We start from the raw sequence: 20,426 nt of genomic DNA on the forward strand, positions 1-20,426 counted from the left end.
TTCTTAAGAAAGGCTTTCGCAAAAGGATTTTATTCTATCCATTGCTTTCTTCAAATTTTGCATTGAAGTAGCATAAGAAATTCTAAAGTATCCATCTAAACCAAATGCAGATCCTTGAACAACTGCAACATTAGATTGCTCAAGTAGTTTTTGAACAAACTCGGTGTCAGTTTTCAATTTAGTTTTTTTATTTAACAATCCCTTACAACTTGGAAATACATAAAATGCCCCATTAGGGGTTAAACAATTTATACCTTTAATGCTGTTTAAACTTTTAACTACAAAATCTCTTCTTTCTTTAAAAGCTTTAGATCTCTTTTTTATGAAACCTTGGTTTCCATTTAAAGCTTCAACTGCAGCAGCTTGACTGATAGATGATGGGTTTGATGTAGATTGAGATTGAATTTTACCAATTGCTTTAATGATATCTTTTGGTCCAGCGGCATACCCTATTCTCCAACCTGTCATTGCATACGATTTACTAACCCCATTCATTGTCAAAGTTCTATCTTTTAACTTTGAATTTTGAGCAATCGTATAAAAATTAAAATTATCATATGCTATATGTTCATATATATCATCACTCAAAATATGAACTTTTTTATTTCTAATTAAAACTTTTGCTAAATCTTCAATTTCTTTTTTTGAATAACCTGCCCCAGTTGGATTGGAAGGTGAATTTAAAATCACCCATTTTGTTTTTTTAGTAATAGCTTTTTTTAATTTACTTGCAGTAAGTTTAAATCCTTCTTCTTCTGTACACTTTACTATCTTTGGTTTGCCGCCCGCTAATAAAACCATATCAGGATAAGAAACCCAGAAAGGTGCAGGAATAATTACTTCATCACCTTTATTTAAAGTTGCCATGAACGCATTATAAAGAACTTGTTTTCCACCTGTTCCAACAGTGATTTGATCAGTAGTGTAATTAATTTTGTTTTCTCTTTTAAACTTATCTACGATTGCTTTTTTTAAAGCAGGTGTTCCATCTACAGCTGTGTATTTGGTTTCTCCACTTTTGATAGCTTTAATTGCAGCATTTTTAATATTATCTGGTGTATCGAAATCTGGTTCTCCAGCCCCAAGTCCAATTACATCTTTTCCTGCTGCTCTAAGTTCTCTTGCTTTTTGAGTAACTGCAATAGTTGGTGATGGTTTAATTCGTTTTAAACTGTCTGATATTATGCTCATTGAAATATAAATAAATTCTAATACGCTGTTTAATATATGGAAAATACTTATCAAGATTTAATTACAGATATTCAGAGTAAAAATCCTAAAATTGGTGGAAAACTCGAAGGTGGAAAAAAATTCAAAATTAAATCTGATTTTAAACCTGCAGGTGATCAACCAGAAGCTATTAAGAAATTAGTAAATGGTGCAAATAAAGATCAATTTAATCAAGTATTACTTGGAGTTACAGGATCTGGAAAAACTTTTACAATGGCAAAGGTAATCGAGGCCACTAATAGACCAGCATTGATACTTGCTCCAAACAAAACGCTAGCAGCACAACTCTATGGAGAAATGAAAACATTTTTCCCAGATAATGCAGTTGAATACTTTGTTTCTTATTATGACTATTACACTCCAGAAGCTTACGTTCCAAGATCTGACACTTACATAGAAAAAGAGGCATCGATTAATGAACAGATTGATCGAATGAGACACTCGGCCACCAGATCTCTTTTAGAAAGAGATGATGTTTTAATTGTAGCAAGTGTTTCATGTATTTATGGATTAGGTTCCGTTGAGGCGTACAGTAAGATGACGCTAACTCTTCAAAAAAATTATGATTACAACAGAGAAGAAATAATTAAATCTTTAGTTGCTTTACAATACAAAAGAAATGATCAAAATTTTTATAGAGGAACATTTAGAGCAAGAGGAGAATATTTAGAAATATTTCCCTCACATCTAGAAGATAGAGCTTGGAGGCTTTGTCTATTTGGAGATAAATTAGAGCAAATTGAAGAGTTTGATCCTTTGACAGGGGATAAAGTTAGAGAGCTAAGTTTAGTAAAAGTCTATGCGAATAGTCATTACATAACTCCTAAGCCTACAATCGAGCAGGCAGTTATTAATATTAAAAAAGAATTAGAAATAACTTTAAAAAAACACAGAGCAGAAAATAAATTATTAGAGGCTCAAAGATTAGAGGAAAGAACTAAGTTTGATTTAGAAATGATTGAAGCAACTGGTTCTTGTGCAGGAATTGAAAACTATTCAAGATTTTTATCTGGAAGAAAACCAGGAGAACCTCCTCCTACTCTATTTGAATATTTTCCAGATAACACTTTGATATTTGTTGATGAATGTCATGTAACTGTTCCACAACTTAATGGAATGTACAAAGGAGATAGATCAAGAAAAAGTACTCTTGCAGAATATGGTTTTAGACTGCCATCATGTATGGATAATAGACCATTAAAGTTTGAAGAGTGGGATTTAATGAGAACTCAAACTGTATTTGTATCTGCAACACCAGGACCGTGGGAACTAGAGCAAACAAAAGGGAAATATATTGATCAGGTTATAAGACCAACCGGTCTAATTGATCCTGTAGTTGAAATTAGACCTGCAAAAAACCAGGTAGATGATTTGATGCATGAGTGCAAAAGAGTAGTTGAAAATAATTATCGAGTTTTGGTCACAACTCTTACGAAGAAAATGGCAGAAGATTTAACTGAATACCTTCACGAAAATGGAATTAAAGTTAGATATCTTCACTCAGACATCGATACTTTGGAGAGAATTGAAATAATGAGAGATTTGCGGATGGGTGTATTTGATGTTTTAGTTGGTATTAACTTATTAAGAGAAGGTCTTGATATACCTGAATGTGCATTAGTTGGAATTTTAGATGCAGATAAAGAAGGTTTTTTAAGATCAGAAACATCACTTATTCAAACAATAGGAAGAGCTGCAAGAAACGTGGACGGAAAAGTTATTTTGTATGCTGACAAAGAAACTAAAAGTATAAAAAAAGCAATTGCTGAAACTGACAGAAGAAGGAATATTCAATTAGCTTATAATAAAAAACATAAAATTAGCGCTACATCAGTTAAAAAAGAAATAAGCGATGTTTTAGAAAGTGTTTATGAAAAAGACTATGTGAAAATAAGTGAAGGCTCTAATGTTGGTGGAAACTTAAAAAAACACCTTAAAGCACTAGATAAAAAGATGAAGGAAGCTGCTTCTAATCTTGAATTTGAAGAAGCCGCTAAAATTAGAGATGAAATAAGAAAGTTGGAAAGCAGTGAATTAGAAATTACATTAAATCCAAAAATAAGGCAGTATGATGTAAAAAATAAACTTTATCCAAAAGGTCGGTCAACAATGGGCATGCCCGGAACAAAAGTTACAAAGAAAAGAGATAAAAAATGGAAGCACGGAAAATAATTATAACAGGTGGAGCAACAAGAATTGGTGCTGCAATTGCAAAAAAATTATCTGGTTCTAATAAAGAAATTTTAATTCATTTTAATAAATCAAAATCAAAAGCTGAGAATTTAAAAAAAGAACTATCAAATAATGGTACTAGAGTTTACTTGGTTAAAGGTGATTTAAGTAAAGAAAATGATGTAAATAAAATTGTAAAATATGCAAAATCAAAACTTAAATATTTTGATTGTCTAATTAATAACGCTTCTTTATTTGAAAATGATAAATTGGAAAACTTTACAACAGATAGTTGGGGGCAACATTTAAGAACAAATCTAAGAACACCTGCATTGTTATCAAAAGAATTTGCAAAAAATGTCAAAGGAACAAATAACAATATAATTAATATTATTGATCAAAGAGTATTTAAACTAACCCCATATTTTTTTTCGTACACAATTAGTAAAACTGGACTGTATACTTTGACTAAAACTAGTGCTATGAGTTTAGCTCCAAAGATTAGAGTAAACGGCATTGCACCTGGGCCTACTATTAAAAATCAAAGACAATCTGAAAAACATTTTAGAAAACAATACCTAGCAACTCCTTTGAAAAGACAAGTAGATGTTGAACAAATATGTAATGCTGTTGACTTTTTTATAAAAAATATATCTATTACAGGACAAGTTTTAGCAATAGATAGTGGGCAGAATTTAAACTGGCAAACACCAGATATAATGGGCAAAGAATGAAAAGAAGTAGTTTTAAGATTGTAAGAATAAATAAAAACAAAAATCTTTTTAATTACGAAAAGAAAATTCTAATTAATGAACTAATTTTAAATTTAAAACTTGGCTATTATGACTTTGAAAAGAAAAAGCCTCAAAAAGTTAAATTTAGCCTAGAAATTGATTACGAGGATAAAAAGCCATCAAATGATAAAGATATAAAATCGATTGTTAATTATGGAACAATTGTAAAATTGATCACAAAACTAGTTAAAAAAAAACATTACAACTTTCTTGAAACATTGGCTGAGGCTGTATTTGATGAATTATTCAAAGATCAAAGGATTGCTAAAATAATGTTGAAAATTGAAAAATTAGAAATTCTTAAGCAATGTTCCTCTGTTGGTATTCAAATTACCAAAAAAAGAAGTCATGATAAGCTCTGAAATAGGAAAAGAATTAATTAAAAAAGAGCTCTCGCTAGTCCCTAAACTTCCTGGTGTCTACAGGATGCTAAATGAAAAAAATGAAATCCTTTATGTAGGAAAAGCAAAAAATCTTCCTAACAGACTTAAAAGTTATGTATCTGAAAAAAACCATATAATTAGAACAGAGAGAATGTTGTCTCAAACTAGAAAATTAGAGATAACAACTACTTCAAATGAAAGTGAAGCTCTACTTCTAGAAGCAAACCTAATTAAAAAATTTAAACCAAAATTTAATATTTTATTAAGAGATGATAAGTCATTTCCATTCATCTTTATTGGCAACAAAGATAAATGGCCACAAATTAAAAGACATAGAGGAAAAAAGACAAAAGAAGGATTTTATTTTGGACCTTTTGCATCAGCAGGTTCAGCTAACTGGACTATAAAGATGATCCAAAAAATTTTTCATCTAAGAGTTTGTGATGATACTGTTTTTAAAAATAGAGAAAGACCTTGTATCCTTTATCAAATAAAAAGATGTTCCGGACCATGTGTTGGTTATGTTGAAAAAAATGATTATCAACAAACAGTTGATGATGCTATTGAATTTGTATCAGGTAAATCAAGAAAAATTCAAAAAAATCTCTCAAGCCAAATGGAAAAGGCAAGTGAAGAATTAGATTTTGAAAAAGCAGTAATTTTAAGGGACAGAATTAAAGCTTTAAATATTATTCAATCTTCTCAAAGAATTAACGAAGCGAACTTAGTAGAGGCGGATGTTATAGCTGGATACAAAGAATCTGGCAAAACTTGTATTCAAGTATTTTTTTATCGATCAAAACAAAATTGGGGTAACCAAGCTTTTTTTCCAAAACATGACCCAGATGAAAAATTAGGAGATATTTTAAATTCATTTGTTTCACAATTTTATGAAAATAAAAGTGTGCCTTCTGCAATAATTTTATCTGAGGAAATAAAAGAAAAAGTTTTAATTGAAAAAACTTTAACTCAAAAAGAGGGAAAACAAATTAACATTAGTGTTGCTAAAAAAGGCTCAAAATTAAAAGTAGTTAATCAGGCAATAAAAAATGCAAAAGACAGTTTGAATAGAAAACTTTATGAAAGTCAGAATAATCGAGAACTTTTTGATGAAGTTGCAAAAAAATTCAATCTTGAAACAAATGTAAATTTAATTGAGGTTTATGATAACAGCCATATCCAGGGTACCAATAGTGTTGGAGCTTTAATTGCTTATGGTGATGAGGGATTTATTAAAAAAAGATATCGAAAGTTCAATATCAAGCACAAAAAAAATGAGCAAGATGATTATGGAATGATGAGAGAAGTATTAAACAGAAGATTTAAACGTGCTGTTCAAGAAAAAGATAATTATCTCACTTTTCCTGATTTAGTATTAGTTGATGGAGGAAAAGGACAATATTCAGTAGCTAGAGAAAGTTTAAATGAATTGGGACTTCACGACATTCCAATTATTGCAATAGCAAAAGGTAAATTTCGTAATAGTGGAAATGAAACATTTTTTCACAATGGCAAAGAATATAAATTCTCAAAAAATGACCCTACTCTATTTTTCCTTCAAAGGATAAGAGATGAATCGCACAGATTTGCAATCAGTGCCCACAGAGCAAAGAGAAAAAAAGGAATTAGTAAATCTTTACTGGACCAAATTGAAGGTATTGGGGCAATTAGAAAAAGAGCGCTACTAAACCATTTTGGGTCAGCAAGATCTGTTGAGTCTGCTAGTTTAGATGAAATTAAATCTGTTGAAGGTGTTGAAGAAAAAGTAGCAAAAAAGATATATAACTTCTTTCACGAATAATTATGTTAAAAAAAATTCCAAATATTCTAACAATAGGGAGAATAATAATTGTACCCTTCTTTGTTTTAGCATTTTATCTTCCAGGTTTTTATGGTGATTTAACTGCTTTGATTTTATTTATAATTGCTTCATTTACAGATTTTTTAGATGGCATGTTAGCTAGAATGTTAGGTCAAGAATCTAAATTAGGAGAACTATTAGATCCAATTGCAGATAAAATTATAGTTGCTACAGCTCTAATTTTACTGGTGATGGATGGAACAATCAGAAATTATGAGGTTATTGCAGCTATAATTATTTTAACTAGAGAAATTTTAATTTCAGGATTACGGGAATTTTTAGCAAAAGGTCAGATTAAACTTCCAGTTTCAAATCTTGCTAAACTCAAAACAGTTTTGCAAATGGTTGCTATCGGTCTTCTGCTTTCAGGAGATACTGGAAATAAAATAATCAACTTTGAAAATTATAATGCTCAAACTATTGGGATTATTCTTTTATGGTTATCAGCTGCGCTTACTTTATTTACAGGTTATGATTATTTACGAAAGGGTATTGATCACGCAATATCAGAAGATAACAAAGATTAAGCTGCTTTTTTCTTTCTCACCAGCGCTTGATAGCTTTCATTAAGATCGATGATGGTATCACAAACTTTGAATTGATTTTCTGCAATACAAGATACAGGTGTAACTTCAGCAGCAGTTCCTGTTAAAAAGCATCCTACAAAGTTAGGAAGTTCTGTTGGACTAATTTTTCTTTCATTTACTTTGATATTTTTTGATTTTGCAATTCCAATTACAGTTCTTCTAGTAATTCCATCTAAGAATGAATCTGGAATTGGTGTGTGAATTTCTCCATCTTTATCTTTAAAAAATACATTGGCCCCTGTTGCCTCAGCAATATTTCCTTCGTGATCCAACATTAAAGAATCAGTGTAACCTTGTTTTTCAGCTTCATGTTTTGATAATGTGCAGATCATATACAAACCTGATGCTTTAGTATCCCAAGGTATAGTATTAGGAGCTGGTCTTCTCCAGTTTGAAATATTTAATTTAATGCCTTCGACTTTTAGTTTTGGATCAAAGTAAGATCCCCATTCCCAAGTTGCTATTGCAACATGAATTTTTGTTTGTTGTGCTGAGATAGCCATCATTTCAGTACCTCTCCAAGCTACTGGTCTTACATACCCATTTTCTACATTCTGAGTTGCAATTATTTTATTTGAAGCAGTATTTATTTGCTCTTCAGTATAAGGAATTTCAAAACCCATTCTTCTAGCAGAATGAAAAAATCTAGATGTATGTTCCTCTAATTTAAAAATAGAGCCATCATAAACTCTTTCACCTTCAAATACACAGCTCGCATAATGCAAACCATGACTTAACACATGTAGTTTTACATCTCCCCAATCAACAAGTTCATCGTTGTACCAAATTTTTCCAGATCTTTTATCGTACGGTATCATTAGTGAAAATATTTTAAAATATCAGTGAAAAATATCTTTGTATCTTTGATATGTCAATATAACTTACCCATTATGAAAGAACTTTTATATCTTAAAGACGATCAACTTAAGGGTTTAATTGAAAAATTATTTGTTAGTTACAGAGAGACATTTTCTGACTCTAAAAAAATTTTAGATAAATATTCAATTGGTGTAGCCCACCATAAAGTTATTCACCTAATTTCATCTTATGAAGGTATCTCTATTTCAGATCTTCTAAAAAAATTAAAAGTAACTAAGCAGAGCCTCAACAGAGTTTTAAAAGATTTAATAAAGTTAGATATCGTCATATTTAAGAAAAATGATCAGGATACAAGGGTTAAACATGTGTTTTTAAACGAAAAAGGGAAGAAAATATTTGAAGAAATTTTTAATTTACAAAAAAAAAGAATTTATTCTGCTCTTTTAAATTCAACTTCAGAAGAAGTTGTTAATTTTGACAATGTATTAAATAAAATAATTAATGGATAATTTTTTAGCTCATATTTTAGTAGTTGATGACGACGATGGTATTAGATCATTAGTAAAGAAATTTTTAAACGAAAATGATTATTTAGTAACTACAGCTGACAGTGCTGAAGATGCCTCAGAGAAAATAAAAATAATAAAGTTTGATTTAATTGTACTAGATATAATGATGCCTGGAAAGAGTGGATTAGAATTTATAGAAGAAAATAAAAAAAATCTAGATACTCCAATAATACTTCTTACTGCTAAAGGAGAAGCTAAGGAAAGAATAGAAGGTCTTGAAGTTGGTGCAGATGATTATTTGCCCAAACCATTTGAACCTAAAGAATTAATTCTAAGAATAAAAAACATTTTAGATAAGACACAAAAAACTGAGCAAAAAAGAATTATTGAATTTGAAAATGTCAAAATCGACTTAAATAAACTTTTAATTATTAGAGATCAAAAAGAATTTAAAATTAACAATACTGAAAAGACAATTTTAGAAAAAATGATTAATAGTCCTGGAAAAACATTTTCAAGAGAAGATATAGGAAAATTGATTAGTCTAGATAAAGAAAGATCTATCGATGTTATTATTACTAGATTGAGAAAAAAAATTGAAATAGATCAAAAAAGTCCTAAGTTTTTGCAAACAATTAGAGGTGCAGGATATGTTCTCTGGATTGAGTAATTATTTAAAAAAAGTTTTACCAAAAAGATTATTTTATAGAGCACTTTTAATAGTTGCTGTCCCTGTAATTACTATCCAATTAATAATAACCATTGTTTTTTTTGATAGTTTGTGGATTAAAACTAATAAAGGTATGACCAGAACCCTGGTTAATGAAATTAGTGCTTTTGTAGAAGCTTATCAAAATGAGGAAAATGATAAACAAGAAGTGACAAACCTATTTTCATTATTTCTAGATTTAAATATTGAATTAGTTGTTGATGAAAAATTAAGTGATCAAAATAAAGAAAGATGGTTTAGTCCAATTGATCGAACTTTAAGAAGAGAATTGAAGTCTAAATTTTCTCCTGAGATCTTCTGGTTTAATACTACAAACTATAAAGAACTAGTTGATTTAAGAATAAAGTATGAAGATGGATATTTTAAATTTTTAGTTCCAAAAGATCGAGTCACTAGTACCTCTGCAAGAATATTTGCACTATGGATTACAGTTCCTGCAATTATAATGGTTATTATTTCACTAATATTTTTAAAAAACCAAACAAGACCAATTACAAATTTAGCTCGCGCTGCTGAAAGATTTGGAAAAGGAGAAGACATAGAAGAATTTAAACCCTCAGGAGCACTCGAGATACGTCAAGCAGGTCATGAATTTGACAAAATGAGAAAGAGAATTGAAAGACATCTTAATCAGAGAACTGAAATGTTGTCAGGTATTAGTCATGATTTAAGAACTCCTTTAACAAGAATGAAGCTACAATTAGCTTTTCTTAAAGATAAAGATGCAGTTGATAAGTTAACAGATGATATCAACGAAATGGAAAAAATGCTTAATGAATACCTGCAATTTACAAGCTCGTCATATGTTGAAAAAGACGAAATGTTTAATCTTTCAGAACTAATAGAGGAAATTATAAAAAAATATAATAATAAAAACATTTCTCATAATTTAATTCCTAGAATTTACATTAATGGCAGAAAGAACCTTATCAATAGATCTTTAAATAACTTGATTGATAACGGATTAAAATATGCAAACAAAGTTGAAATAAGCCTAACCAAAAAAAATACAAACCTATTTATAATTATCGATGATGACGGTCCAGGGATACCTAAAAAAGAACATGAAAACGTATTTAAACCTTTTTATAAGATGGACAAAGGGAGAAACGATTCAAAATCTAGTGTTGGTCTAGGACTGTCAATTGCTTCTGATATTATCAAATCCCATGGTGGTAACATTATGCTGGAAAAATCAAAATTTAATGGTCTAAGAGTTAAGATCTTTTTGCCGGTCTAGTTTTCTTCTTTTTTTTTGTTTCTAATTTTGAAATTTTATTTTCTAAATTTTCTACTCTCTTTGAAAGAATCTCAAATTCATCCTTGCTTGTAAGTTTCATTTTAAAAACAAATTCGTCTCTCTTTGACTTAAATATATTTAAGATTTCAGATGATAAATCTTTCGAAGTTATTAATCCCTGCTCTAGTAGTTTTGCAAATTTATCAATTATAAATTTAGAATTTTTCATATTTGAGATATACAATATAGATATAATTTAAAATGTTCATCAATAATTTTGACCCAGTTGCAATAGAAATATTTTCTTTAGAAATTAGATGGTATTCTCTAGCTTATATAGCTGGTATTTTATTTGGATGGTTAATAGCAAAAAAACTATTCTTAAAGAATTCTGAAATAAATAAAAATTTTGATGATTATATAACCTACTTAATCATTGGAATTATTTTAGGTGGAAGAATTGGATATGTATTATTTTATAATTTTGAATTCTATATCAATAATCTATTAGATATTTTAAAAGTATGGGAAGGTGGCATGTCTTTTCATGGAGGAGTAATTGGTATTGTTATCGCAACTATATTGTTTGCAAAAAAAAATAATCAAGATGCGTTTTTATATTTAGACGTCGTCGCTCTAGTTGCACCTATTGGAATATTTTTTGGAAGAATTGCAAATTTTATAAATTCTGAACTTTATGGAACTATAACTAATTTACCTTGGGCAGTTACATTCATACAAATAGATAATCAATCAAGACATCCCTCACAAATTTATGAGGCATTATTAGAAGGTTTAATTCTATTTTTAATTTTACTTTATTTTAGAAATAGAGGAAATTTTGCTATAGCTGGATTGATTTCTGGATTATTTTTAATTTTCTATTCAATCTTTAGATTTATTGTTGAATTTTTTAGAGTTCCAGATGATCAATTGGGATACCTAATATTCAATTTAACTATGGGTCAGTTAATAAGTTTTATCTTTTTGATAATTGGATTAATTATTTTCTTTTTGAAAAAAAATGAACAAGTCGACTAATTTACCTCTAGATCAATTTATAAATCACGCTCTTTACGATAAAGAAAATGGTTATTATATGAAAAAAAATCCCTTTGGAAAGGAAGGTGATTTTATTACGTCTCCCAACATCACAAGACTATTTTCAGAAATAATTACGATTTGGGTAATAACTTTTTGGAAAAGCATTGGTTCACCTAAAAAATTTAACTTAATTGAACTTGGCGCTGGTAATGGAGAGATGATGAAAGTTGTATCTGAAACATTAAAGAATTTTCCAGATTGTTTTAACTCCTGTAATTTAATGATTCATGAAAAAAGCTCATATTTAATCAATGAACAAAAAAAAAATTTAAATTCTGAAAAAATAATCTGGGTAAATGAAGTTGAAATCGATAACACATTTCCTTGCATTTATCTTGCAAACGAATTTTTTGATGCACTTCCAATAAAGCAATTTTTTAAAAAGGAGAATAATTGGTTTGAAAGGTATGTTAATTTAAAAACTTACAAAAAGGCTGAGTTCAATGATAAAGAAGTTAATATTAAAACAATAGAGCAAGAACTTAAATTTGAAATATCTAAGGACCAAGATGTTATTGAATACTCTCCGGAAGCGTTTAAATATCTAGAGAAAATTTGTAAAATTATTGAGAACAGAAATGGTGGACTTTTAATAATTGATTATGGATATTTAGATCTGAAAATAAAAAATACTATTCAAGCAATAAAAGATCATAAATTTTCAAACATATTAGAAGATATCGGCGACTCTGATATTACATACAATTTAAATTTTAATTTATATGCCAATTATATTAATCAGTTTGAAAAACTAGATCATCTAATTACTAATCAAAAAAAATTCTTAACAAGTATGGGAATTTTGCAGAGAGCAGAGATCGTAAGCAATAATATAGCCTTCTCAAAGAAAACAGATCTATTTTATAGAATCAGACGTTTAATTGATGAGAAACAAATGGGAGAGTTGTTTAAGGTAATGTTGATAAAAGTTAAAAACAATAAATTTAAAACAGGTTTTCAAATTGATTAAATCTAAAAAACTTTCAAAATATAAAGCTATTAAACATAGTTTTTTTAATAGCATCGGTGGTGTATCAAAAAATATTTATAAAAGTTTAAATTGTGGTCCAGGTTCAAATGATAATAGTGCAAGTGTAAAAAAAAATTTAAATATTGTCAGGAAAAAAATTTCTAAGAACTCAAAAAATATTTTTTTAGTTAATCAAATTCATAGTAATAAATTCGTGTTTATTGACAAAAAGTATAAATCAAAAATAAAACCCAAGGCTGATGCAATTATTACTGACCAAATAAATTTACCTATTGCGGTTTTGACTGCAGATTGTGTACCAATACTTATTTTTGACAATCAGAGAAAAATGATAGCTGCAATTCATTCAGGATGGAAAGGTGCCTTTAAGGGAATTATATCAAAAGTGATTAAATTTATGGTTAAGAGAGGGTCTAAAACAAAAAATATTACAGCAGTTATAGGTCCATCAATATCAGTTAAAAATTATGAAGTTCAAAAAGATTTTTATAAAAAATTAATAAGAAAAGACAAAACTAATCATAAATTTTTTAAAATGGGTAAAGAAAAGTTATATTTTAACTTATCTAGTTATGTTAAATCATTACTTCTTAAGTCTGGTGTGAAAAAAATAGAAAAAATTGACGTTGATACATTCGATGCTAAAAATAAATTTTTTAGTGCTAGAAGATCAAAAAGTTTAAATCATGCTGATTATGGTAGAAATATTTCAATAATTATGCTTAATTAGGTTTTTTTCATGAAATTATTATCAGGAAATAGCAATAAACCTCTTAGTAAGAATATTGCTAAATATTTAAAATCTAAATTAGTCAATTCAAGTATTAGAAATTTTTCTGATGGTGAGATTTATGTTGAGATTAATGAAAACATAAGAGGAAACAGTATTTTTATTATTCAATCTGTTTCTTCACCAGCTAATGATAATTTAATGGAACTTTTATTATGCATAGATGCTTTAAAAAGATCATCTGCCAAAAATATAACTGCTGTAATTCCATATTTTGGTTATGCAAGACAAGATAGAAAAGTTGTCCCAAGAACTTCAATTTCAGCAAAACTAGTATCAAACTTAATTACAAAAGCAGGAGCAGATCGTGTTGTAACAGTAGATTTGCATGCAGGACAAATTCAAGGATTTTTTGATATTCCAGTAGATAACTTGTTTGCTACTCCTATTTTTGCAAGACACGTTAAGAAAAAAATTAAAAGTAAAAATATGATTTGTGTTGCTCCAGATGTGGGTGGCACTGAAAGAGCAAGATCTCTTGGAAAACTTTTAAATGTTGGTCTAGCTATAGTAGATAAAAGAAGACCTAAGCCAGGACAATCTCAGGTTATGAATGTAATTGGGGATGTAAAAGGTAAGACATGTATAATTGTAGACGATATCATCGACTCAGGTGGAACAATTGTAAATGCAGCTAAAGCTCTAAAAGATAGAGGTGCAAAAGAAGTTTACGTTTATATTACTCACGGTGTACTTAGTGGCGAAGCGGTCAAAAAAATTAAAAATTCTGTTATCAAAAATTTAGTAATTACAGACACAATTGATAATAGTGACAAAATAAAAGGTGCAAAAAACATTGAAGTTTTATCTATTTCAGGGCTAATGGGTGAAGCGATAAAAAGAATATCAAATTCTACTTCTGTATCTGATTTATTTAAATAATTACCTTGTGTTATTAAGGATCTTGAGCTAAAAACCCTTGTTTTTATGAATACTTTAGAAGCTAACATCAGAGATACTAAAACAAAAGGCGAGCTTAACTCACTAAGAGATAATGGAGAAGTTCCGGCTATAATTTACGGCGGTGAAGCTCAAAATGAAAAAGTTTCTATATCTAAGAAACTGCTAAAGTCGATGTTAGAAGACTCAAATTTTTTATCTACAATTCTTACATTAAATGTAAACGGTAAACCACAAAATGTACTTCCAAGAGAAGTAAAATATCACATCTTGTCAGACGAACCTATACATGTTGATTTTTTAAGAGTTGTGCCTGGTCTAAAAATTAGAATTGAGGTTCCAGTTAAATTTATTAATCACGAAAAATCACCTGGATTAAAAAAAGGTGGAGTATTAAATATTGTAAGAAGAAAAGTTGAATTAAAATGTCCAAGTGAAAAAATACCTGACAATCTTTTAATTGATTTAGATGGTGTTGATATTGGAGTAAGTTTTAAAATTTCATCAATTAATCTAGATCCTGAAGTTGTACCAACTATTCAAGGTAGGGATTTCGTTATTGCAACACTTGCGGCTCCAACTGTAATGAAAGAGCCAGAAAAACCAGCTGAAGCTGAAGCTGCAGAGGGTGAAGCAGGTGGTGCCGATGCTGCTGCACCAGCTGAAGGCGATAAAACAGCTGCTGAAGGCGAAGAGAAGCCTGCTGAAGAAAAAAAATAAATTATTTAGACTGAAGTTTGTTTTCCATTAAAAAATTTTTATGCTTTTATTTGTAGGACTAGGTAACCCAACGCCCGATAGTGAAAATAATAGACATAATGTAGGTTTTAAAATTATAGACTCGATAAATAAAAAATTTGGTCTATCAAAACAAAAACCTAAATTTAAAGGTTTGCTTACAACAGGAAATGTTGGAGACAAAAAAATATATGCAATTAAACCTTTAACTTTCATGAATAATTCAGGAATTTGTATAAGAGAATTAATAGAATATTTTAAAATTGATGCCGAGGATGTCATAGTTTTTCATGATGATTTAGATGTAGAATTTGGAAAAATAAAAGCTAAGTTTGGTGGATCTAGCGCAGGTCATAACGGTATAGCATCAATAGATAAATTTATTGGTAAAGATTATTCTAGAGTTAGAATAGGTATTGGAAAACCAAAAGATAATATGGAAGTTAGTGATTTTGTACTTCAAAATTTTGATGATGATGAAATGGTCGGATTAGAAAAAATTACAAATAATATTACTGAATCAATTTCAATATTAATTGATAAAAAATTAGATCTATTTTCAAGTACAGTTAATAATAAATAATGAGTTTTAAATGTGGAATTGTTGGTTTACCAAATGTTGGTAAGTCTACACTTTTTAATGCACTAACAAATTCTAGTAAAGCACAAGCAGCTAATTTTCCATTTTGTACAATTGATCCAAATGTTGGTGTAGTTCCCGTACCAGATGAAAGATTGTCCAAATTATCAAAAGTCTCTAACTCTAAAAAGGTAATTAACACTACAATTTCATTCGTTGATATTGCTGGTCTTGTAAAAGGAGCTTCAAAAGGAGAAGGATTAGGAAATAAATTTCTTTCTCATATCAGGGAAGTTGATGCAGTAATTCATATGATTAGATGTTTTGACTCAGATGATATCCAAAATGTTAATCCTGACGTAAACCCAGTGAGAGATTTGGAAATTATTGAAACTGAAATGATGCTTGCAGATCTTGAAAGTATTCAAAAAAGATTGGAAAAAAATAACAAGAAAAATGTAGATGAGGAACAACTTAAAATTTTAGAAATTGCTCTTGATTGCATAAATAATGACAAAGATATTTCGGTTCTAAAAACACAATTTGATACCAAACAATTAAATCAAAGTGGTTTGTTATCAATTAAGCCAAAAATATATGTTTGCAATGTTGATGAACAAAGTGTTCAGAACGGTAATAAATATACAAATGATTTTATAGAAAAATTTGGAAATGAAAATGCACTAATTGTATCTGCTGATATTGAAAATCAAATTAATGAACTGCCTGCTGAAGAGAAAAAAAACTATATGGAAATGATAGGTTTAAAAGAGACCGGATTAAATATGTTAATTCAAAAAGGTTACAATATACTAGAGCTGGATACTTATTTTACATCAGGTCCTGAAGAAACAAGAGCATGGACAATTAAAAAAAATTGTACAGCTCCTAAAGCAGCAGGTGAAATACATACTGATTTTGAAAAAGGCTTTATTCGAGCTGAAACTATTTCCTATGAAGATTTTATAGCAAATGATGGCTGGGTAAATTCTAAAGCAAATGGGAAAATGAGATTAGAAGGAAAAGATTATATTGTTAAAGATGGAGATGTATTAAACTTCAGATTCAACACGTGACCAAATTTTCTTCATACTAAAGTAAACTAAAATAGTTAAAATAATCAAATATACTATAGCTTTAAAACCCATTTGGTGTCTTGCTTCTAAGTGAGGCTCCGCAGCCCACATTAAAAATGTTGTTACATCTTTTGACATCTGTTCAACTGATGCATTAGTTCCATCCCCGTACTCTACTATTCCATCTGATAATGGTGCTGCCATTCTAATCTTATTACCATACATATATTTATTATAATAAACTCCATCATCCAAAGTTACTCCACTTGGTGGATCTTCATAACCTTGAAGTAAAGAATAAATATAATCAACTCCACCACCTCTAGCTTTAACTAAAACAGACATGTCTGGTGGATACGCTCCTCCGTTAGCGGCTTGCGCAGCTTTTACATTTTCGTAAGGCATTACAAATTTATCTGAAAGTTTTCCAGGTCTAGTAAACATTTCACCATCAGCGTTTGGTCCATCTGTAACCTCAAAAGAAGCAGCGATTGCTTTTGCAGCTGCCTCTGAAAACTCTGGTCCACCCTCTTCTGATAAATTTCTATAGCTCAAATATTTCATTGAATGACAAGAAGCACAAACTTCCGTATAAACTTGATACCCTCTTTGAAGAGCTGCCCTATCAAATTTTCCAAAAAGACCCTTAAAACTCCAGTCTGTTTTAAGATAATCTACTTTTTCTGCAGCAAATGTTTGAACGCTATTTAGAGAGAAAAATGAAAGTATTAAAATTAATTTAAATAACTTTTTCACTTTATTTTATTTTACTTTCTCTGTGTTTTGCGGCTGCTAAGTTCGGTGATCCACCTAAAATAGGTTCTGTTATACTTAGTGGGACAGGTAATGTTCTTTCTTTAAACCCGAGTACTGGGAGAATAACCAAGAAATGTAAGAAATAATAAGCAGTGGCTACTCTTGCGATTAATAAATAGAGACCTTCTGCAGGCATTGCTCCCACGTAACCGAGGATTAAAACGTCTGCTACTAAAATCCAGTAAAATTGTTTGTACAATGGTCTAAATACTGCTGATCTAATTTTTGAAGTATCTAACCAAGGTAAAGCTGCAAGTATTAAAATTGCAGATAGCATTGCAACTACTCCAAGTAGTTTATCTGGTACCGATCTTAATATTGCATAAAAAGGTAACAGGTACCATTCTGGAACTATATGAGCTGGGGTTACCATTGGATTTGCCTCTATGTAATTATCTGCGTGTCCTAAAATATTAGGCGTATAGAAAACAAAAAATGCAAAAACAATCATAAACATTAATAATGCAAAACCATCTTTAATAACAATGTATGGATGGAATGGGACAGTATCCTTTGAAGGTTTTTTAATATCAATACCAACTGGATTGTTATTACCAGGTACATGCAGAGCCCAAATATGTAAAACTACTAGACCTAAAATTAAAAATGGAATCAAGTAATGTAGAGTGAAAAATCTTGTCAATGTTGGATTATCAACTGAGTATCCACCCCATAACCATGTTACAATTCCCTCACCTACTAATGGGATTGCACTAAATAAATTTGTAATAACAGTTGCTCCCCAGAAACTCATTTGTCCCCAAGGTAAGACGTAGCCCATAAATGCAGCTGCCATCATTAACAAGTAAATTACTATACCAATAATCCAAATTATTTCTCTTGGTGCTTTGTAAGAACCATAAAATAACGATCTAAAGATATGAATATACACAGCAAGAAAAAACATCGATGCACCATTTGCATGTATGTATCTAATTAACCATCCGTAGTTAACATCTCTCATTATATGCTCAACACTTTCGAATGCCATGTCAGCATGAGCAATGTAATGCATTGCCAAAGTTAATCCTGTTATAATTTGTGTGATTAAGCAAAAAGTTAAAATTCCTCCAAATGTCCACCAGTAATTTAAATTTTTTGGAGTAGGATAATCCGTTAAATGATTTGCAAGAGTTAGTAACGGTAATCTATCATTAAACCATTGACCAACTTTTGATTTAGGTTGATAATCGTGATCACTCATAACAACTGTACTATCCTATTTTAATTGTGTTTGCGTTTACGAATTCATATTTTGGAACTTCCATATTCCAAGGAGCTGGTCCTTTTCTAATTCTTCCAGACGTATCATAGTGAGAACCGTGACAAGGACAAAACCATCCATTATAATCACCTTTGTCATTCAAAGGCACACATCCTAAATGAGTACAAACTCCAATCATGACTAACCATTCAGGATTTTTTGCTCTATCCTCATCTTTTTCTGGATGAATTAATTCTTCCATTTTAACAGATCTTGCTTCGTCGATCTCTTCTTGTGTTCTTCTTCTGATGAAAACTGGTTTTCCTCTCCATAGAACTGTAATTGTATTTCCAGGTTGGACTGAACTTATATCTACCTCAGTACTTGCTAATGCTTTAACTGAAGCATCTGGGTTCATTTGATCTACCATTGGCCACACTACTGCTGCTGCTCCAACGGCACCTACAGCTGTAGTCGCCGTAAATAAAAAATCTCTTCTTTTTTTTGGCTTTTTATCTGACATTTTAAATAGTTTTTTGTTAAAAAATTAATTTAATATACGATTTCTTATAAGATAACAGTAATTTTTCTACTGAAAGAATGACACATTACGGATGAAACCTAGACCTAAAATTTCACTATACGAGCCAGATATTCCACAGAATACAGCTGCAATTATACGAACGTGTGCCTGTTTAGGGGCGAAATTAGAAATTATTGAGCCTTGTGGATTTTTATTATCTGACAAAAGGTTTAAAAGAGTTGTCATGGACTACATGGACTATAGTAAAATTAAATTCTACCAAAGTGCGGAACATTTTTTTGAAGAAAAAAAGAATCAAAGAATTGTTTTAATGACAACAAAGGGTTCTATAAATTATACTAAATTTAATTTTAAAGCTGATGATACAATATTATTTGGAAGAGAGAGCGCTGGTGTTCCAGAGAAGGTTCATAAGCTGATTGGTGATCGTCTAAAAATTCCAATGAATGAAAATGCGAGATCTCTAAATATAGCATCCTCAGTTGCAATAGTTTTGGCTGAAAGTTTAAGGCAAAATAATTTAATGTAATATGGACAATTCAATTAAAAAAGACCTAGCTAGCAATTGGTTCAAATTATTACAAAATGCAATTTGTAATGACATACTTGAATTGGAAAATAAGAAAATTAAATTTGTATCAACTTCTTGGAAAAGAAACTCTAAAAAAGATGAGGGTGGTGGTGAATATAGAATTTTAAAAAATGGGAAAATTTTTGAAAAAGTTGGAGTAAATTTTTCAAAAGTATATGGAAAATTTCCTAAAAAATTTCAAAAAAATATACCAGGAGCTGAGAAAGATCCTAGATTTTGGGCTTCAGGAATTTCAATAGTTATGCATATGCAAAATCCACACATTCCAGCTATGCATTTTAATACAAGATATATCAGCACTCAAAAAAATTGGTTTGGAGGGGGAATGGATGTAACCCCGACCATCAAAGATGATAATGAAAAAAATAAATTTCATAAAACTTTAAAGTTAATGTGTGATCAACATAATAAAAATTATTATAAAAAATATAAAAAATGGTGCGATGAATATTTTTATTTACCCCACAGAAAAGAAGCTAGAGGAATTGGGGGAATTTTTTTTGATTATAAAGATGATAATTTCGAAAAAGATTTTAAATTTGTAAGAGATGTTGGTATTACTTTTCAAATGATCTTTAATGAAATTATTAGAAAAAAAATTAAGAAAAAATGGTCTTTAAAAGAAAAAGAGAAGCAGTATATTAAAAGAGGTCGTTACGCAGAATTTAATTTACTGTATGACAGGGGAACTAAATTTGGATTACAAACTGGTGGTAATGTAGAAGGAATTTTAATGTCTTTACCTCCTTTAGCTAAGTGGAAATAA

Annotated in this window: 23 protein-coding genes; 17 read left to right on the top strand and 6 right to left on the bottom strand. The window is 29.8% G+C overall.

Annotated elements, in window-relative coordinates:
- Positions 1-3: 3 nt before the first annotated feature.
- Positions 4-1,191: a pyridoxal phosphate-dependent aminotransferase gene (locus ACTTAR_RS03850; RefSeq protein ID WP_440681683.1), complete on the bottom strand. Its 1,188-nt coding sequence runs from the start codon at positions 1,189-1,191 to the stop codon at positions 4-6.
- Between the two features lie 36 nt (positions 1,192-1,227).
- On the opposite strand from ACTTAR_RS03850, the gene uvrB reads away from it, so the two are divergent.
- From uvrB to pgsA, 5 genes are read left to right on the top strand one after another with little or no spacing between them, the layout of a single operon-like run.
- The gene (gene uvrB / locus ACTTAR_RS03855; RefSeq protein WP_440681682.1) at positions 1,228-3,402 is read left to right on the top strand and encodes an excinuclease ABC subunit UvrB; all 2,175 of its coding nucleotides are present in this window, start codon (positions 1,228-1,230) and stop codon (positions 3,400-3,402) included.
- Entirely contained in the window at positions 3,384-4,136 is a 753-nt protein-coding gene (locus ACTTAR_RS03860; protein ID WP_440681681.1) for an SDR family oxidoreductase, read from the top strand. The genes uvrB and ACTTAR_RS03860 overlap by 19 nt, the downstream gene beginning before the upstream one ends.
- Positions 4,133-4,558 (top strand): dihydroneopterin aldolase, encoded by a 426-nt coding sequence (locus tag ACTTAR_RS03865; RefSeq protein WP_440681680.1) that lies wholly within the window; start codon positions 4,133-4,135, stop codon positions 4,556-4,558. Before ACTTAR_RS03860 ends, ACTTAR_RS03865 begins: the two co-directional genes overlap by 4 nt.
- Complete coding sequence (uvrC, locus tag ACTTAR_RS03870) at positions 4,545-6,380, top strand: excinuclease ABC subunit UvrC (protein ID WP_440697769.1); 1,836 nt, start codon at positions 4,545-4,547, stop codon at positions 6,378-6,380. The genes ACTTAR_RS03865 and uvrC overlap by 14 nt, the downstream gene beginning before the upstream one ends.
- Positions 6,381-6,382: 2 nt before the next feature.
- Positions 6,383-6,967, top strand: coding sequence for a CDP-diacylglycerol--glycerol-3-phosphate 3-phosphatidyltransferase (pgsA, locus tag ACTTAR_RS03875; RefSeq protein WP_440613807.1), 585 nt, complete (start codon positions 6,383-6,385; stop codon positions 6,965-6,967).
- Here pgsA and ACTTAR_RS03880 read toward each other — a convergent pair.
- Complete coding sequence (locus ACTTAR_RS03880) at positions 6,964-7,845, bottom strand: branched-chain amino acid aminotransferase (RefSeq protein WP_440681677.1); 882 nt, start codon at positions 7,843-7,845, stop codon at positions 6,964-6,966. The two genes, pgsA and ACTTAR_RS03880, sit on opposite strands and share 4 nt — an antisense overlap.
- Before the next feature lie 72 nt (positions 7,846-7,917).
- Between ACTTAR_RS03880 and ACTTAR_RS03885 the strand changes: the two genes are divergently transcribed.
- From ACTTAR_RS03885 to ACTTAR_RS03895, 3 genes are read left to right on the top strand one after another with little or no spacing between them, the layout of a single operon-like run.
- Positions 7,918-8,355, top strand: a complete 438-nt coding sequence (locus ACTTAR_RS03885) for a MarR family winged helix-turn-helix transcriptional regulator (RefSeq protein WP_428080895.1) — start codon at positions 7,918-7,920, stop codon at positions 8,353-8,355.
- Positions 8,348-9,025, top strand: a complete 678-nt coding sequence (locus ACTTAR_RS03890; RefSeq protein WP_440681676.1) for a response regulator — start codon at positions 8,348-8,350, stop codon at positions 9,023-9,025. Before ACTTAR_RS03885 ends, ACTTAR_RS03890 begins: the two co-directional genes overlap by 8 nt.
- A complete protein-coding gene (locus ACTTAR_RS03895; RefSeq protein WP_440681675.1) occupies positions 9,006-10,325 on the top strand; it encodes an ATP-binding protein in 1,320 nt (439 codons plus the stop codon). Before ACTTAR_RS03890 ends, ACTTAR_RS03895 begins: the two co-directional genes overlap by 20 nt.
- Here ACTTAR_RS03895 and ACTTAR_RS03900 read toward each other — a convergent pair.
- Positions 10,303-10,554: a hypothetical protein gene (locus ACTTAR_RS03900; protein ID WP_075506383.1), complete on the bottom strand. Its 252-nt coding sequence runs from the start codon at positions 10,552-10,554 to the stop codon at positions 10,303-10,305. The two genes, ACTTAR_RS03895 and ACTTAR_RS03900, sit on opposite strands and share 23 nt — an antisense overlap.
- A 32-nt stretch (positions 10,555-10,586) precedes the next feature.
- Between ACTTAR_RS03900 and lgt the strand changes: the two genes are divergently transcribed.
- From lgt to ychF, 7 genes are read left to right on the top strand one after another with little or no spacing between them, the layout of a single operon-like run.
- Positions 10,587-11,366: a prolipoprotein diacylglyceryl transferase gene (gene lgt, locus ACTTAR_RS03905; RefSeq protein ID WP_440681674.1), complete on the top strand. Its 780-nt coding sequence runs from the start codon at positions 10,587-10,589 to the stop codon at positions 11,364-11,366.
- Positions 11,350-12,399: an SAM-dependent methyltransferase gene (locus ACTTAR_RS03910; protein WP_440681673.1), complete on the top strand. Its 1,050-nt coding sequence runs from the start codon at positions 11,350-11,352 to the stop codon at positions 12,397-12,399. Before lgt ends, ACTTAR_RS03910 begins: the two co-directional genes overlap by 17 nt.
- Positions 12,392-13,150 carry a peptidoglycan editing factor PgeF gene (pgeF, locus tag ACTTAR_RS03915; protein WP_440697771.1) on the top strand — a complete coding sequence of 253 codons (759 nt, stop codon included), beginning with the start codon at positions 12,392-12,394 and terminating at the stop codon, positions 13,148-13,150. The genes ACTTAR_RS03910 and pgeF overlap by 8 nt, the downstream gene beginning before the upstream one ends.
- 9 nt (positions 13,151-13,159) lie before the next feature.
- Positions 13,160-14,092, top strand: a complete 933-nt coding sequence (locus tag ACTTAR_RS03920) for a ribose-phosphate pyrophosphokinase (protein ID WP_440618924.1) — start codon at positions 13,160-13,162, stop codon at positions 14,090-14,092.
- Positions 14,093-14,137: 45 nt separating this feature from the next.
- Positions 14,138-14,830, top strand: coding sequence for a 50S ribosomal protein L25/general stress protein Ctc (locus ACTTAR_RS03925; RefSeq protein WP_440681671.1), 693 nt, complete (start codon positions 14,138-14,140; stop codon positions 14,828-14,830).
- Between the two features lie 40 nt (positions 14,831-14,870).
- The gene (gene pth, locus ACTTAR_RS03930) at positions 14,871-15,431 is read left to right on the top strand and encodes an aminoacyl-tRNA hydrolase (RefSeq protein WP_440681670.1); all 561 of its coding nucleotides are present in this window, start codon (positions 14,871-14,873) and stop codon (positions 15,429-15,431) included.
- Positions 15,431-16,504, top strand: coding sequence for a redox-regulated ATPase YchF (gene ychF / locus ACTTAR_RS03935; protein ID WP_440681669.1), 1,074 nt, complete (start codon positions 15,431-15,433; stop codon positions 16,502-16,504). Before pth ends, ychF begins: the two co-directional genes overlap by 1 nt.
- On the opposite strand, the gene ACTTAR_RS03940 is transcribed toward ychF, so the two are convergent.
- Genes ACTTAR_RS03940 through petA form a run of 3 tightly spaced genes read right to left on the bottom strand, consistent with a single transcriptional unit; the run spans position 16,481 to position 19,047 of the window.
- The gene (locus tag ACTTAR_RS03940; protein WP_440681724.1) at positions 16,481-17,239 is read right to left on the bottom strand and encodes a cytochrome c1; all 759 of its coding nucleotides are present in this window, start codon (positions 17,237-17,239) and stop codon (positions 16,481-16,483) included. The two genes, ychF and ACTTAR_RS03940, sit on opposite strands and share 24 nt — an antisense overlap.
- Before the next feature lie 22 nt (positions 17,240-17,261).
- Positions 17,262-18,524 (bottom strand): cytochrome b, encoded by a 1,263-nt coding sequence (locus tag ACTTAR_RS03945; RefSeq protein WP_440681668.1) that lies wholly within the window; start codon positions 18,522-18,524, stop codon positions 17,262-17,264.
- Between the two features lie 10 nt (positions 18,525-18,534).
- Positions 18,535-19,047 carry a ubiquinol-cytochrome c reductase iron-sulfur subunit gene (petA, locus tag ACTTAR_RS03950; protein ID WP_440681667.1) on the bottom strand — a complete coding sequence of 171 codons (513 nt, stop codon included), beginning with the start codon at positions 19,045-19,047 and terminating at the stop codon, positions 18,535-18,537.
- 91 nt (positions 19,048-19,138) lie between these two features.
- Here petA and ACTTAR_RS03955 point away from each other — a divergent pair, with 91 nt between their 5' ends.
- The gene (locus ACTTAR_RS03955; RefSeq protein ID WP_440697773.1) at positions 19,139-19,597 is read left to right on the top strand and encodes a tRNA (cytidine(34)-2'-O)-methyltransferase; all 459 of its coding nucleotides are present in this window, start codon (positions 19,139-19,141) and stop codon (positions 19,595-19,597) included.
- A 1-nt stretch (position 19,598) separates the two neighbouring features.
- On the top strand, positions 19,599-20,426 hold the full coding sequence (gene hemF, locus ACTTAR_RS03960; protein WP_440681666.1) for an oxygen-dependent coproporphyrinogen oxidase: 828 nt from the start codon (positions 19,599-19,601) through the stop codon (positions 20,424-20,426).

The organism is Candidatus Pelagibacter sp. HIMB1709 (genome assembly GCF_052047635.1).
Taxonomy (GTDB): Bacteria; Pseudomonadota; Alphaproteobacteria; order Pelagibacterales; family Pelagibacteraceae; genus Pelagibacter.

Coding starts and splice junctions, on each gene's coding strand:
- ACTTAR_RS03850 (WP_440681683.1), bottom strand. CDS start 1,191: ATGAGCATAATATCAGACAGTTTAAAACGAATTAAACCATCACCAACT.
- uvrB (WP_440681682.1), top strand. CDS start 1,228: ATGGAAAATACTTATCAAGATTTAATTACAGATATTCAGAGTAAAAAT.
- ACTTAR_RS03860 (WP_440681681.1), top strand. CDS start 3,384: ATGGAAGCACGGAAAATAATTATAACAGGTGGAGCAACAAGAATTGGT.
- ACTTAR_RS03865 (WP_440681680.1), top strand. CDS start 4,133: ATGAAAAGAAGTAGTTTTAAGATTGTAAGAATAAATAAAAACAAAAAT.
- uvrC (WP_440697769.1), top strand. CDS start 4,545: ATGATAAGCTCTGAAATAGGAAAAGAATTAATTAAAAAAGAGCTCTCG.
- pgsA (WP_440613807.1), top strand. CDS start 6,383: ATGTTAAAAAAAATTCCAAATATTCTAACAATAGGGAGAATAATAATT.
- ACTTAR_RS03880 (WP_440681677.1), bottom strand. CDS start 7,845: ATGATACCGTACGATAAAAGATCTGGAAAAATTTGGTACAACGATGAA.
- ACTTAR_RS03885 (WP_428080895.1), top strand. CDS start 7,918: ATGAAAGAACTTTTATATCTTAAAGACGATCAACTTAAGGGTTTAATT.
- ACTTAR_RS03890 (WP_440681676.1), top strand. CDS start 8,348: ATGGATAATTTTTTAGCTCATATTTTAGTAGTTGATGACGACGATGGT.
- ACTTAR_RS03895 (WP_440681675.1), top strand. CDS start 9,006: ATGTTCTCTGGATTGAGTAATTATTTAAAAAAAGTTTTACCAAAAAGA.
- ACTTAR_RS03900 (WP_075506383.1), bottom strand. CDS start 10,554: ATGAAAAATTCTAAATTTATAATTGATAAATTTGCAAAACTACTAGAG.
- lgt (WP_440681674.1), top strand. CDS start 10,587: ATGTTCATCAATAATTTTGACCCAGTTGCAATAGAAATATTTTCTTTA.
- ACTTAR_RS03910 (WP_440681673.1), top strand. CDS start 11,350: ATGAACAAGTCGACTAATTTACCTCTAGATCAATTTATAAATCACGCT.
- ACTTAR_RS03920 (WP_440618924.1), top strand. CDS start 13,160: ATGAAATTATTATCAGGAAATAGCAATAAACCTCTTAGTAAGAATATT.
- ACTTAR_RS03925 (WP_440681671.1), top strand. CDS start 14,138: ATGAATACTTTAGAAGCTAACATCAGAGATACTAAAACAAAAGGCGAG.
- pth (WP_440681670.1), top strand. CDS start 14,871: ATGCTTTTATTTGTAGGACTAGGTAACCCAACGCCCGATAGTGAAAAT.
- ychF (WP_440681669.1), top strand. CDS start 15,431: ATGAGTTTTAAATGTGGAATTGTTGGTTTACCAAATGTTGGTAAGTCT.
- ACTTAR_RS03945 (WP_440681668.1), bottom strand. CDS start 18,524: ATGAGTGATCACGATTATCAACCTAAATCAAAAGTTGGTCAATGGTTT.
- petA (WP_440681667.1), bottom strand. CDS start 19,047: ATGTCAGATAAAAAGCCAAAAAAAAGAAGAGATTTTTTATTTACGGCG.
- ACTTAR_RS03955 (WP_440697773.1), top strand. CDS start 19,139: ATGAAACCTAGACCTAAAATTTCACTATACGAGCCAGATATTCCACAG.
- hemF (WP_440681666.1), top strand. CDS start 19,599: ATGGACAATTCAATTAAAAAAGACCTAGCTAGCAATTGGTTCAAATTA.